Origin of the sequence: Actinoplanes sp. NPDC048796 (assembly GCF_040650035.1) — a bacterium.
Classification (GTDB): Bacteria; Actinomycetota; Actinomycetes; order Mycobacteriales; family Micromonosporaceae; genus Actinoplanes.
On record NZ_JBEZGO010000002.1, the window covers coordinates 59357 to 72242 of the forward strand.

Annotated in this window: 11 protein-coding genes and 1 tRNA gene; 4 read left to right on the top strand and 8 right to left on the bottom strand. The window is 71.7% G+C overall.

Going from position 1 to position 12886, the window contains the following annotated elements; all coding sequences use genetic code 11:
* Positions 1–2: 2 nt before the first annotated feature.
* The 5 genes from AB0C26_RS08610 to AB0C26_RS08630 form a co-directional block, all read right to left on the bottom strand.
* A complete protein-coding gene (locus AB0C26_RS08610; RefSeq protein ID WP_360243847.1) occupies positions 3–1058 on the bottom strand; it encodes a M48 family metallopeptidase in 1056 nt (351 codons plus the stop codon).
* Positions 1059–1129: 71 nt separating this feature from the next.
* Positions 1130–2659, bottom strand: a complete 1530-nt coding sequence (locus AB0C26_RS08615; RefSeq protein WP_360243850.1) for a cobyric acid synthase — start codon at positions 2657–2659, stop codon at positions 1130–1132.
* On the bottom strand, positions 2656–3609 hold the full coding sequence (locus tag AB0C26_RS08620; RefSeq protein WP_360243853.1) for a cobalamin biosynthesis protein: 954 nt from the start codon (positions 3607–3609) through the stop codon (positions 2656–2658). Before AB0C26_RS08620 ends, AB0C26_RS08615 begins: the two co-directional genes overlap by 4 nt.
* 163 nt (positions 3610–3772) lie before the next feature.
* On the bottom strand, positions 3773–4282 hold the full coding sequence (locus tag AB0C26_RS08625) for a hypothetical protein (protein ID WP_360243856.1): 510 nt from the start codon (positions 4280–4282) through the stop codon (positions 3773–3775).
* 116 nt (positions 4283–4398) lie between these two features.
* On the bottom strand, positions 4399–5181 hold the full coding sequence (locus AB0C26_RS08630; protein ID WP_360243859.1) for a hypothetical protein: 783 nt from the start codon (positions 5179–5181) through the stop codon (positions 4399–4401).
* Here AB0C26_RS08630 and AB0C26_RS08635 point away from each other — a divergent pair.
* On the top strand, positions 5180–5683 hold the full coding sequence (locus AB0C26_RS08635; protein WP_360243862.1) for a hypothetical protein: 504 nt from the start codon (positions 5180–5182) through the stop codon (positions 5681–5683). The two genes, AB0C26_RS08630 and AB0C26_RS08635, sit on opposite strands and share 2 nt — an antisense overlap.
* Positions 5684–5971: 288 nt before the next feature.
* Here AB0C26_RS08635 and AB0C26_RS08640 read toward each other — a convergent pair whose 3' ends face one another.
* On the bottom strand, positions 5972–6865 hold the full coding sequence (locus AB0C26_RS08640; protein ID WP_360243865.1) for a single-stranded DNA-binding protein: 894 nt from the start codon (positions 6863–6865) through the stop codon (positions 5972–5974).
* Positions 6866–7039: 174 nt separating this feature from the next.
* Between AB0C26_RS08640 and AB0C26_RS08645 the strand changes: the two genes are divergently transcribed.
* From AB0C26_RS08645 to AB0C26_RS08655, 3 genes are all read left to right on the top strand, one after another.
* The gene (locus AB0C26_RS08645; RefSeq protein ID WP_360243868.1) at positions 7040–8038 is read left to right on the top strand and encodes an alpha/beta hydrolase; all 999 of its coding nucleotides are present in this window, start codon (positions 7040–7042) and stop codon (positions 8036–8038) included.
* Between the two features lie 160 nt (positions 8039–8198).
* A tRNA-Arg gene (locus tag AB0C26_RS08650) sits at positions 8199–8274 on the top strand.
* 102 nt (positions 8275–8376) lie between these two features.
* A complete protein-coding gene (locus AB0C26_RS08655; protein WP_360243871.1) occupies positions 8377–10737 on the top strand; it encodes a tetratricopeptide repeat protein in 2361 nt (786 codons plus the stop codon).
* 35 nt (positions 10738–10772) lie between these two features.
* Here AB0C26_RS08655 and AB0C26_RS08660 read toward each other — a convergent pair whose 3' ends face one another.
* Positions 10773–11999 carry a carboxypeptidase regulatory-like domain-containing protein gene (locus AB0C26_RS08660; RefSeq protein ID WP_360243874.1) on the bottom strand — a complete coding sequence of 409 codons (1227 nt, stop codon included), beginning with the start codon at positions 11997–11999 and terminating at the stop codon, positions 10773–10775.
* Positions 12000–12089: 90 nt separating this feature from the next.
* Positions 12090–12860, bottom strand: coding sequence for an SDR family oxidoreductase (locus tag AB0C26_RS08665; protein ID WP_360243877.1), 771 nt, complete (start codon positions 12858–12860; stop codon positions 12090–12092).
* Positions 12861–12886 lie beyond the last annotated feature (26 nt).

The window sequence follows — 12886 nt, forward strand, 5'->3', positions numbered from 1 at the left end:
ACCTAGGTGTTGTCGCGGCCCCGGCGTGACGCGTCGCTGGCCCAGTTGCGGGCGCCGCGGACGGCGGAGCCGGCCAGGTCGCCGGCGCCGTCGCCGAGCTTGCGCAGCAGGCCGACCAGCGGGTCCTGGGAGTTGTTGAAAGTGTCGCGGTACGACTGGGCGGCCGCCTTGACGTCCTCGGAGACCGAGGCGTCGCCGTCGGAGTCGCGGCGCGGGTAGTCGCCGCCCAGGATCTGCGCGTACACCCCCGAGTCGACCCACTTGCGCAGTTCGGCGGCGCGCGCCACCGGCACCGGGTGGGTGCTCCACGCGGTCATGCCGATCTTGTGGACGCTGTCGCGCAGGTCGCCGCCGCTCTCGTACTCGGCGGCCTGCTCGAGGAAGGCGGCCGTGTCGATCTGGGAGAGGTCGCCGCCGCCGGCCAGTTTCATCAGCAGCCGCAGCGAGGCCGCCGGGTCCTGGCCGGCGAGCAGGCCGGCCCGGTCGGCCGACAGCTCGGCCTTGCGCCACCACTCGAACATCGCGGCGATGATCGCCCGCAGCGCGATGGCGCCCACCGGCAGCCAGCTCAGGTTGGCCGCCCATCGGGTGAGGATCATCATGATCGTCTTGTAGACGGCGTGGCCGCTGCGCACGTGGCCGATCTCGTGGCCCAGCATGGCCCGCAGCTCGTCGTCGTCGAGCCGCTCCACGGCGGCCGTGGTGATCACGATGAACGGCTTGTCGAGGCCGATCGCCGAGCCGTTGATGATCGGGTCCTGCGACACGTACAGCTCCGGCAGCTCGACCACGTCGAGGGTCTGCGCGGCCTCGGTGAAGCGCTGGTAGACCCGCGGGTACTGCCGGTGGTCGACCCGGATGGCGCCGGCCAGGAACTGCAGGCGGAAGCCGCGCTCGTTCCACATGCCGAAGAACGCCTTGACCACGTCGTCGAAGCCGCGCAGCTCGCGCAGGGCGGTCAGCGCGCCCCGGTCGGCCGGATGTTCCCAGGCCCGCGAGCTGATCCCGGTCAGCGTGACCCGCCGGCGTACCGGGCGGTTCTCCTCGTCGGTCGTCATCGATCCACACACCCCGTCCTGGGCTCCGGGCCTGAACACGCCAGGCTCAAGGTACTTCCGGAGCGCAACCTTTATCCAGGTGCGCCGGGTGGAATGAACGGAAGTCCGCCCGGCGGACCCTGCTCGACCAGCCGCCACAGGGCGTCGGTGTCCAGATGTTGTTCGACCAGATCGCCGAGGACGTCGAGCGAGCGCTCGCGCAGATCGGCGAAGCGCGTGCCCGGGGCGACCGTGAAGCCGCCGCGGCCGGCCAGGCGCGCGGCCTCGGTCAGAAAGCGCCGGCGGAACTCGTCGGACTCGAAGGCGCCGTGCCAGTGGGTGCCGAAGACGTTGCCGGCCGCGGCTCCCTCGGTGCGCTCATCGGCGTACACCAGCAAGGGTTTGACCTGGTCTTGACTCGACACGAACCCGTGGTGGATCTCGTAGCCGCTGACGGGCGCGCCGAGCCCGTGACCGTGCGACTGCGCGAGGATCTTGCGGGGGCCGAAGGTGATCTCCAAGGGCAGAAGACCGAGGCCTGGTACGCGGCCACGCCGGCTCTCGACCTCGTCGTGGATGCTCCGGGAGAGCATCTGGAAACCCCCGCAAATGCCGAGCAAAGGCTTTCCCGCGTACGCGTGAGCGAGCACCGCGTCGGCCAGACCCGTCTCGCGCAGCCAGGCGAGATCGCTGACGGTCGCCTTGGAGCCGGGCAGCACCACCAGGTCGGCGTCGGCGATCTCGGCCGGTTCGACGGTCATCCGGACGCGGACGCCCGGCTCGGCCGCCAGGGCCTCGGCGTCAGTGGCGTTGGAGACCCGGGGCAGGCGGACGACGGCGACCCGGAGCCACTCCGAGCCGTGCGGCGCGGCCGGCCGCCCGAGCACCCGCCCGTAGGCCAGCGAATCCTCCCCGTCGAGCCAGACGTCGAGGTGGAACGGCAGCACGCCCAGCACGGGCCGCCCGGTGGCCGAGGTGATCATGTCGAGCCCCGGCGCGAGAATCCCCCGGTCACCGCGGAACTTGTTGATCACGAAGCCGGCCACGAGCGCCTGATCGGCCGGGTCGAGCAGCGCGACCGTGCCGAACAGGGCGGCGAAGACCCCGCCCCGATCGATGTCACCCACCACGATCGCGGGCAGACCGGCCCGCCGGGCCAGGCCCATGTTGACGAAGTCGCCGTCCCGCAGATTGATCTCGGACGGGCTGCCGGCACCCTCGCAGATCACGGCGTCGTACTCGGCGCGCAGCTCGGCCAGCGCGGCGTGCGCGACCTCGGCCAGCCGCGGCTTCAAGGCCCGGTAGTTGCCGGCGGTGACCGTGTCGATCGCCTCGCCGAGCAGGACGACCTGACTCGAGACGTCGCTGCCGGGCTTGAGCAGGACGGGGTTGAAGCGCAGGTCGGGCTCGACGCCGGCGGCGGCGGCCTGCATGGCCTGGGCCCGGCCGATCTCGCCGCCGCGGCCGTCCGGGCCCACGACGACGACCGAGTTGTTCGACATGTTCTGCGCCTTGAACGGGGCGACCTTGACCCCGCGCCGGTGCAGCCAGCGGCAGATGCCGGCGGTGAGGATGCTCTTGCCGGCGTCCGAGGTGGTGCCGGCGACCAGCAGGCCGCTCAACGCCGGCTCCGCAGCCGGGCCGCGCCGGCCGCGATGACGGCCGCGCCGAATCCCACCAGACCGGACACCCGGGCGGCCCGCCGCAGGTGCACGGCCTTCGGCTTCGGGCCGTCACCGAGGAAAGGCCTGGTCTCGCTACGGCCGAAATAGACGTTACGGCCACCGAGCCGCACGCCGAGGGCGCCGGCCATGGCGGACTCGCACTGGCCGGCGTTGGGCGAGGGGTGATCGTCGCGATCGCGGCGCCAGACCCGGAGGGTCTCGCGGGGAGAACCACCGGCGATGGGCGCGGAGGCGATCGTGAGCAGGCCGGTCAGGCGGGACGGGACCAGGTTGAGGGCGTCGTCGAGCCGGGCCGACGGGGTGCCGAAGCGGGCGTACCGGTCGGAGCGGTGCCCGACCATGGCGTCGAGGGTGTTGGCGGCCCGGTAGGCGAGCAGGCCGGGAAGGCCGAGGACGCCACCCCAGAAGAGTGGGGCGACGACGGCGTCGGACGTGTTCTCGGCGACGGACTCGACGGTGGCGCGGGCCAGCTCGGGCGCGTCGAGCCGGGACGGATCGCGGCCGCAGAGATGGCTGAGCCGCCCCCGGGCGGCGTCGAGGTCGTCGCGCTCCAGGTGCCTGGCCATGATCCGCGACTCCCGCCGCAGAGTGCGGCCGCCGAGCACGGTCCAGGTGGCGGCGGCCACAAGCGCGGCCCGGGCGACCGGCAGGCGGCGGGTCGCCACGGCGGCGGCCAGGCCGGCCGCGGCGGGCACCCCGACGGCGACCGCGGTGAAGGCGGCCCCGGACAGGCGGTTCGGTGCGTAGAGACGGCGTTCCAGGGCTCCGGCCGCCGTGCCGAAGCCGGCCACCGGGTGGAAACGGCGCGGATCCCCGAGGGCCGCGTCGAGCAGGTAGCCCGCGATCAGCCCGGCGGCGTCCGCCGTGCCGGGTCCCAGCCTCGCCATCCCTGTCCTCCTGTGTTCTCCAGAGCAGGGCAACGTTAGCCGGACCCGGGCACGCCTCGCGCCCAGGTCGCGGGCTTTGTCAGGCCTGGGCTGTTCTCGGGCTTTGGTCAGGCCTGGGCTGTTCTCGGGCTTTGGTCAGGCCTGGGCTGTTCTCGGGCTTTGGTCAGGCCTGAGCTGGGCTGGGTGCGGCCTGGCTCACGCCGGTGCCGGGCGTGGACTGGCTCAGGTCGCAGACCCAGACGACGATCTGGTCGTCGACGACGACCGGGCCGTCCGGGAACGGCACCGGCTCCAACTGGCCCCAGGCGATCGCGCCCGGCGCGCGGTCCTCCAGGAACTCGACGACGATGGCCTGCAGGTCACCGGTCGTCCGGTAGGTCTTGAACGGCAACTGGTCGTGTCCGCAGGAGCGTGTCGAGCAGCGCAGCTGCCCCGCCTGGAGGTCGTGCCAGACGTAGAACGTCGCCGGCCCGTGATGCCGCTGGGCCGCGACCTGGTCGCGCAGCAGCTCGGCGGTCTCCTCGAAAGCGGACACCACCTCGTCCGCCGTCATGCTTATGCGTTCGTGCATCGGTGCGCCGAACCAGCTGGTGTTGGCAGTCTCGGCGTCCTGGTCGTGCGGCGCGAGCACCAACGTCTCGCCCGCTATCGCGCGGATCTCCTTCAACAGCACGGCCCCAGTCTGCCGGTCCCGGGCACGCCAGGACCAACCGGGCAGGTCGGCCGGGCGGCCCCTTAACGCGGCACGATCGGCCCACCCCTTTCGGGGGTGGCCCTGTCCGTACGGCCCTACTTCAAGGTGGAGCCACTGGTCGACGGCGTGCCCCGGCCCAGGTAGAAGACCCCGGGCAGGCCCGCGGTCTCGAAACCCGCGCTCGGATTCCGGGCCAACGTGGAGCGGCGAATCTTCAACGTGCCACTACGGTCGTTGCTGACGAAAAAGATGGCGCCACCACCCTCCCGGGCTTTGTTGTCCTTGACGATCGTGCCGTCCAGGCTGAGCGTGAAGTCGTTGCCGTCCACATAGATCGCTCCCCCGCTGCCCCCGCCGGGCGTGCCGCCGCGGGCCGGGTTGGCCCCGCGCCCGACGGCCGAGTTGCCGCTGAACACGCTGTTGAGCACCGTCCAGGAAACCTGGATGCTGCTCAGGGCGGCCCCGTTGGAGCACCTCCCGCCGGTGAAGGTGCTGTTCACGACGTACACCGGCCGGTCCCCGCTCTGATCGAGCGCGCGAATGGCCGCCCCGCCCAGGTCGGGCCCGGTGCCGTCACAGCGGTTCCCGGTGAAGCGCGAACTGACCACCTTGAGGCGCCCGCCGCGCGCGAAGATCGCGCCGCCGCCGCCACCCTCGACGGTCTCACCGGTGCTGTTGCCCTCGGCGAAGACGAGGTTCTGCACGGTCAGCCGCGGCGTCTCCTGGTCGTTGCAGTGTGAGGTCGTCCAGGTCAGCTCCTCGTCGCAGGTGTTCATGTAGAGGATCCGGCGCCGGCCGGCGCCGCTCAGCGTGACCCGCCCGCCCCCGTCGAGCACCACGGTGGAGCTGGTGTTGTGCACCTTGGCGGTGGCCGTCATGGTGATGGTGACGGGATCGGGCCCACAGTCGAACGTGATGACGCCGCCCCGCGCGACCGCCTTGACGACGGCCGCCGAGGTGCAACTGGCCGGCGTGCCATCCCCGATCGTGCGGTCCGGCTTGCTGGTGTCAACCGCCCGCGCCTCGGCCGGCACACTCGCCCCGCCGGACGAATTGCCCGGTTTGGGCAGGCTCTTAGCCACCTTCCGCGTTGCCGAGGCGGACGGCTTCACCGCAGGCGCCGACGTGGCAGCGCCGGATGCGGCGGGGGCCGCCGCCGAAGCCGCCCCCGGCACCGCCGAGGCTCCGCCCGGCGTTCCCGAGGCGCCCGAAGCGCCCGAAGCGCCCGATGAACCCGATGAACCCGATGCAGCCGAGATCGGAGCGGGGTCGGCTGCCGCGGTCTTGTCCGCGTGGTCGCCACAACCGCTCAGCATCGCCGCACCGGTCAGGGCCGCCGTGAGAATCGCCAGTCGCCGCTTGAGCACCGGCCGACTGTAGATGTGCCCGCCCCGCTGAACCACCCCCTCTCCGGTGCCAGGTGCAGCGGCCGCCATGAATGCCGACCCGGACTCCGCGGGTGCGACCGCAGTGAGCGCCGACCGGCGGACGCCAGCGCCATCGGCCCGACCAGCGGCGGGCCCGGCCAGCGACGAACCCGGCCAGCGACGAACCCGGCCGGCGACGAACCCGGCCGGCGACGAACCCGGCCGGCGACGAACCCGGCCGGCGACGAGCCCGGCCGGCGACGAGCCCGGCCGGCGACGCTGCCGGCCGGGCTGTCGATGGTCAGGCCGCGATGGGCTCTCGTTTCGAGGAGGAGCGGCGGCTTCGGCGGGTGGGGGTGGTGGGCTGCGCCGCTGTGAGCCGTTCGACCTCGAGGGTGAAGTCGTCGCCGGTCGGGGAGGGCTCCTCCGGTTCCGGCTCCTCGTCCGGCGCGCCGTCCGAAACCGCGGCCACCGGCGAAAGCTCCGCCGGCGAAAGCTCCGCCGGCGAAAGCTCCGCCGGCGAAGGGTCAGCCGTCGAAGGGTCGATCGACGCAGGGGTGGCCGGCGAAGGGTCGGCCGGCGCCGAATCCGCCGGCGCCGGATCCGACAGCGTGGGCTCGCCCGCGACCACGGACAGGCGTTGCGCGACCGGGGAGAGTTCGGCCGGGAGCTCGGGGAACGACGGGGGTTCGGCGAAGGTGGGAATGCCGCCGGGCGGGATGCCCTCGCCGTAGCCGATCGGGGTCTCCTGGGCCGTCAGGGCGATCGACGGCTCGCCGGCCACCAGCATGTCGGCCTCGGCGTCCTCGATCGCGGCGTTGCCGGGGAGCGACTTCTGGCGGAAGAAGCGGCCGCGGCCCCGGGCCAGGTCGTGGCCGATCGAGTAGGCCTCCATCTCGTACGAGACGCGGGTGTTGCCCTGGTCGTCCTTCCAGTCGCGGGTGTAAAGGCGGCCGTACACGATGACGGGGTCGCCGACGGTGATCGACGAGGCGACGCCCTCGGCCAGGCGGCGCCACGCCGACACGCGGATGCGCAGGCTGTTGCCGTCGACCCAGGTGTTGCTCTCGCGGTCGAAGCGGCGGGCGTTCGAGGCGATCCGGAAGTTGGCGACCAGGCTGCCGCTGGCGGTGACGCGGCGCCATTCCGGGGCGACGAGAACATTGCCCACGACGACGAGGTGGGTGTCGAACACGATGTGACCTCCTGTGTGTGAACTTGACCGCGGCAGTCTGGCCGTCACGGCGTACCGGAAGGGGATCTTGACTGTGGGTCTGTGGATGACGAAGCGGTCTGTGGAAGACCGGCGGGTGACGAAGGCGATCTGATATGACGGGCGGCCGGCGGTACCGGTCGGTAGCCTGGGCCCGTGGAGACCGACGTTCTTGGACCGCCCTATGAGCGGCACACGATCGACCTGGGTTCGGACGACGAGGGCGCGGTCATCGCCACGCTGGTGCGGCGGCGGGCGGAAAAGCCGCGGAAACGCGCCGTTCTGTACGTGCACGGATTCGTCGACTATTTCTTCCAGACGCATCTCGCCGATTTCTTCGTCGAGCAGGGCTGGGATTTCTACGCGCTCGACCTGCGCAAGTACGGCCGGAGCCTGCTCCCCCACCAGACGCCGAACTTCGCGCGCAGCCTCACCGATTACTACCCGGAGCTGGATGAGGCCGCCCGCATCATCCGCGAGGACGACGGGCACGATCAGCTGCTGGTCGCCGGCCATTCCACCGGCGGGCTCATCACGTCGTTGTGGTCGCATTCGCGGCAGGGCCGCGGCATCGTCGACGGCCTCTTCCTGAACAGCCCGTTCTTCGACTTCAACGTGCCCTGGCTGGTGAAACGGCCCATCATGGCGGCCGCGATCGGCGTTTCCCGGCGCGCGCCGTACCGGAAGATCCCGATGGCCAATCTGGGCCTGTACGGGCAGAGCCTGCACACCGACCATCGTGGCGAATGGACATACGACCTGGCGTGGAAACCGGTGCTGGGATTCCCGGTCACCACGGGCTGGCTCGAAGCCATTCGCCGCGGTCAAAGGCGTCTACGGTCCGGCCTTTCCATCGACGCGCCCATCATGGTGGCCTGCTCGACGCGCTCCTTCCGCGGCCGCGCCTGGCACGACGACCTGCGGACGACGGATTCGGTGCTCGATGTCGACCACATCGTCCGCTGGGCTCCGCGTTTGGGCCCGCGCGTGTCGATCGCCCGTTTCGACGGCGGCATGCACGACCTGACCCTTTCCGGCAAACAGGTACGGGTCGACGTCTTCCGCGAACTGGGCCGCTGGGTCGACGCGTACCTCCCGCCGGTCGGCACCCCCGAGATCGAGGTCCCCCCGGCCCCGGAAGACGCGAACAGGTGAAATGACCGCGTCGAGTGTCTTTTGAGGACGCGAACCCGCGGCGCGAGCGGGCCGGAACGGGTGGACCGAGTGGGCTCTCGGGCATGGACGTTCCGGTCGGTTTTGACGGGACGCCTGGTTACCCCCGGGTCGCGGTCGGCAAGATAGGCTGTTGGCCCACGCGCTCGTAGCTCAGCGGATAGAGCAATGGACTTCTAATCCATCGGTCGCAGGTTCGAATCCTGCCGGGCGCGCCAAACCCACCGTGAGCTGGGGGGTCAGACGTGCCCTTCGCGGGGGAGCCGCCTCCTGAGCCCGCCGTGGGCGATGGGCTCGATGAGCTTGCCGGGCGGCTTCGTGTGCTCAAGAGGTGGGCCGGGGAGCCCTCCTTCGAGGCGATCACCGAGCGGGTCGGTGGCCAGGCCCGCCGGTCGACGGTGGTGGACTGTTTCCGGGCCGGGCGGCGGCGGGTCGACAACGACCTCGTACTGGCGATCGTGCGTGCTCTCTGCCCGGACGAGGACTATGTCGCCCGGTGGCGGCGGGCTCTTCGGGCCGCCGGCGGGGAGGCTGAGGCGGCGGCCCGGGTCAGCGTTCAGGATCGGCTGCCGCCCGATCTGGCCGAGTTCACCGGGCGGGCGGCCGAGCTCGAACTGATCCAGCGGGCCGGGCCGGGCCATCTGGCGATCAAGGGGATGGCCGGGGTCGGTAAGACGCAGCTGGCCGTGCGGGCGGCTCATCTCATGCGGGAGCGCTTTCAGCGGGTTCTCTTCGTCAACCTGCGCGGGTTCCATCCCGATCCGGGGCAGCCGCCGGCCGATCCGGCCGCCGTTCTGGGTGCCCTTCTGCGGCTGCTCGGGGTGCCCGGGCGGCAGATCCCGCACGCCGTCGCGGCGCGGACGGCCGCGTTGCGGGAACGAATGACCGACTCCCTTCTTCTGCTCGACAACGCGGGCGACATCGAGCAGGTGCGGCCGCTGCTGACCGACGCGCCGGGATGTCTGACGCTGGTCACGAGCCGGCACAGCCTGGCCGGGCTCGACACTCTGGTGGTGGACGTGTTCGGCGCCGACGAGGCCGCGGCTTTCCTGACCCGCGGCCGGCGGGCGGCCGAGCCCGGGGCCGCGGCCCGGATCGCTCGCCACTGCGGCTATCTGCCGTTGGCGCTGGGGCTGGTCGCCGCGCACATCCGGGCCACGCCGGGCTGGTCGCTGACCGATCACGCGGACCGGCTGGACGAGCGCCGCCAGTTGGAGGGCGGCGTCGAGCTGGCCCTGGACCTCTCCTACCGCGACCTGCCGGCCGCGCAGCGGCGTCTGCTGCGGCTGGCCGCTCTGCATCCGGGTGAGGACCTCGACGCGTACGCCGTGGCCGCGCTTGCCGGCGACGAGCCGCGGCGGGTGGAGCGCCGGCTCGACGGCCTCTGCGACGACCACCTGCTGTCGCGGGCGGCGCCCGGCCGGTACACGTTCCACGACCTGGTGCGTGCCTTCGCCGCCGACAAGGCGCGGGACGAGGACAGCCCCCGGGAACGCCGGGCCGCGCTGACGAGGCTGTTCGACTACTACCTGGCCGCTACGACCGAGGCGATGGACGTGTTGCACCCGGTCGAGGCCCACCGGCGTCCGCGCATCGCCACCAGCGGCATCCTCACCGCGAAGCCGGCCGACGCCGGTGCGGCCCGGCATTGGCTGGACACCGAGCGGGCCACCCTGGTCGCGGTGGTCGCGCACATGGCCGCCGACGGCTGGCCGGGGCACGCCACCGGACTCGCCCGCATCCTGTTCCGCTATCTCAACGGCGGCCACAACCACGACGCCGTCACCGTGCACAGCCTGGCCCACACGGCCGCCGAGCGGGTCGGCGACCTGGCCGGGCAGGGGCACGCGCTGACCGATCTCGGTACCGCGCTGTGGCGGCTCGGTCAGGGCGGCCCGGCCGCGGACAGCCATCGGCGGGCGGTGGAGCTCTTCCGGCGTACGGGCGACCCGGTCGGCCAGGCCCGCGCGCTGCTGAACCTGGGCGTCGTCATGACGCAGCTGGGCCGCTACCGGGAGGCGGCCGACCACTTCGGGCGGGCGCTGGTCCTCTATCGACAGTCGGGTGACCCGCTCGGTGAGGGCCGCGCCCTGGCCCGGGTCGGCTACATCGAGCAGACGCTGGGCCACCACGAGGAGGCGGCCGAGCACTTCGCGCGGGCGCTGGCGCTCTGCCGGGCCAACGGCGACCGGATGGGCGAGGGCAGTTCCCTGATCAGCCTGGGCGAGGCCGAGACGGAACTCGGCCGCCACGAGCCGGCCGGCGAGCATCTTTTCGAGGCCCTGGCGCTGTTTCAAAAGGAATTGGGCGACCGTACGGGCGAGGCCAGCGCCCTGTACGCCCTCGGCATGCTGGACACGAGGCGCGGTGACCCCCGGGCGGCCGATCATCACCGTCAGGCGCTGAGCATCTTCCGCGAGACCGGTTACCGCGACGGCGAGGCGGCCGCGCTCAACGGGCTGGGCGAGGCGGTGACCGACCCGGCCGAGGCGCGCACCCTGCACACCGAGGCACGCGTCATCGCCGAGGAGATCGGCGCCCGCGAGCTGCTGGCCCGTGCTCACGCCGGCCTCGGCCGCGCCCACCGGCTTCTCGGCGACATCGGGGAGGCGGTTCGGAACGAGGAGCGGGCCGCCGCCCTTTACGACGAGCTCAGAACGCCCGGGGCAGACTCACCGTGACGATCAGCCCGCCGTCCGGACCCTCCTTCGCCGGGCTAAGCGACCAGGCTGCGGCGCTCGTCGACCTCCTGCGGGGTCAGCGTGCCGGCCGGATCGTTCCAGTCGACGAGGGTGATGTCGCGGGGCTCGGCGTGGTGTTCGCGCACGCCGATCGTCACGATCTCGGGCTCGTGATGGGCGGCCGTGACGACCAGGTGGTGCAGGCCGGGGCGGACGCTCGCCGCCTCGTACGCACCGGTCTCGTTCGTGATGGTCCGGACCAGTTCACGGCCGGCGTCGTCGAGGGTGAGCACGGTGGCGCCGGCCACCGGGACGCCGGCCGTGGTCCGGACGGTGCCGTGAAGCCGGGTGGAGAACCGCGGAACGCTGGGCGCGATCCGCTTCGGCGGCCGGGCGGCCCAGGCCAGCAGCGCGGCGGCGGCGACCACCCAGGCGGCGAGGATGGTCAGCGGCCGGGCCAGGCCGTGGTTGCCGAAGTAGGCGCTGGAGCGGGCGATCTCGATGAACTGGCCGAACGGCAGCACGTCGTGCAGCCACCGGAGCCACGTCGGCAGCATGTCGGCGTTGACGGTGCCGCCGGCGGTGGGCAGCCCCAGCAGCAGGACGAATGTCATCGCGACCGGCATCGTGAACTGCTTGACGAACCGCGGTAGCGCCGTGGTGATCCATCCGATCGCCTGGGTGAGCAGGAAGCCGTACACCAGAAGCCACCAGTCGGCCGGGATGACATCGCGCCATGTCGCCACGGCGAAGGTGAAGACGCTGGCGAAGGCGCCGGTGGCCGCGATCGTGACGATCTTCCGGCGCATCGGCCACATCCCGAACTGCAACATCATGAACGAGGTGATCATGCCGACCAGCAGGAGCGGCAGCCCGTAGAAGAACAGCCCGACGCCGGTGACGTCCCCGCTGGAGGCGGCCACCACGTCGACAGTGTGCGCCGGGTGCAGCACCTTCGTCAGGAAGTCGGCCCGGGTGCTGCTGCCGGCGGTGGAGACGTAGAGCGTCCCGCTGCCCGAGTCGTACACCCCGGCCAGCTCGTCGGTTTTGACTCCCCCGATGTCACTGACCGGCCGCACATCGACGCCGGCCGGCACGGCGGGCGCCGTTCCGATGACCCCGAGATGCACCGCGGTGGGCGCCGGATGCCCGATCCCGATCACGTAGATCGACGACATGACCGCCGCGAAGAAGAAAGGAAACCAGAGAAGGGAGAGCACTCGTCCCCAGGTGGGCTGGGGAGCACCGGCGTGGGCGTTCATGGCGACCTCCGTATTAATGACCATGCGGTTAGTAACGTAGCTCGTACTGACCACGCGGACAGTAGATCTGCGTCACAGGCCCGGTGCCCGTCAGAAGAGGGTGTAGCCGCCGTCGATGACCAGGACGGCGCCGGTGATGAAGGAAGCCGCCGGAGAGCAGAGGAAGACGACGCTGGGGGCTATCTCGTCCGGGGTCGCGTAGCGCTGCTGTGGGGTGTCCTCGATCCACATTCGCTGGAACTCGGGGCGGTCGACCGGGGCCATCTCCGTCTTCACGTAGCCGGGGGCCACCGCGTTGACGCGAATGCCGTGCGGGGCCCACTCGGCGGCCAAGGACTTCGTCAACTGGTGGACCGCCGCCTTCGACGCGTTGTACGGGGCCTGCATCTGGGGGCGGTTGACGATCAGGCCGGAGATGGATCCGATGTTGACGATCGCGCCGCCCGTGTCGCGCATGTGGCGGCCGGCGGCCAGACTCACCCGCCAGACGGCGCGCACGTTCAAGTCGAAGACCTGCTGCCACTCGGCGTCGGGGGCGTCCCAGGCCGGGTTGTGGAAGCAGACGCCGGCGTTGTTGACGACTATGTCGAGGCCGTTCAGGGCGGTGGCCGCCTCGTCGACCGCGCGGTCAGCGTCGTCGTCGACGGTCAGGTCGGCGGTGATGGCGTACGACTCAATGCCCGAAGCCGCCAGACGCCGCACCGCGCTGTCGTTGGCCGAGGCGTCGCGGCCGGCGAACGCCACGGCGGCGCCGCACGCGGCCAGGGCCTCGGTGAACGCGTAACCCAGGCCCCGGTTACCCCCGGTGATCAGGGCTTTTCTGCCTTCCAGGGAGAAGGCGGACAGACCGGCGGCACTCACTGATCGACTCCCGTATATGAGCTGGT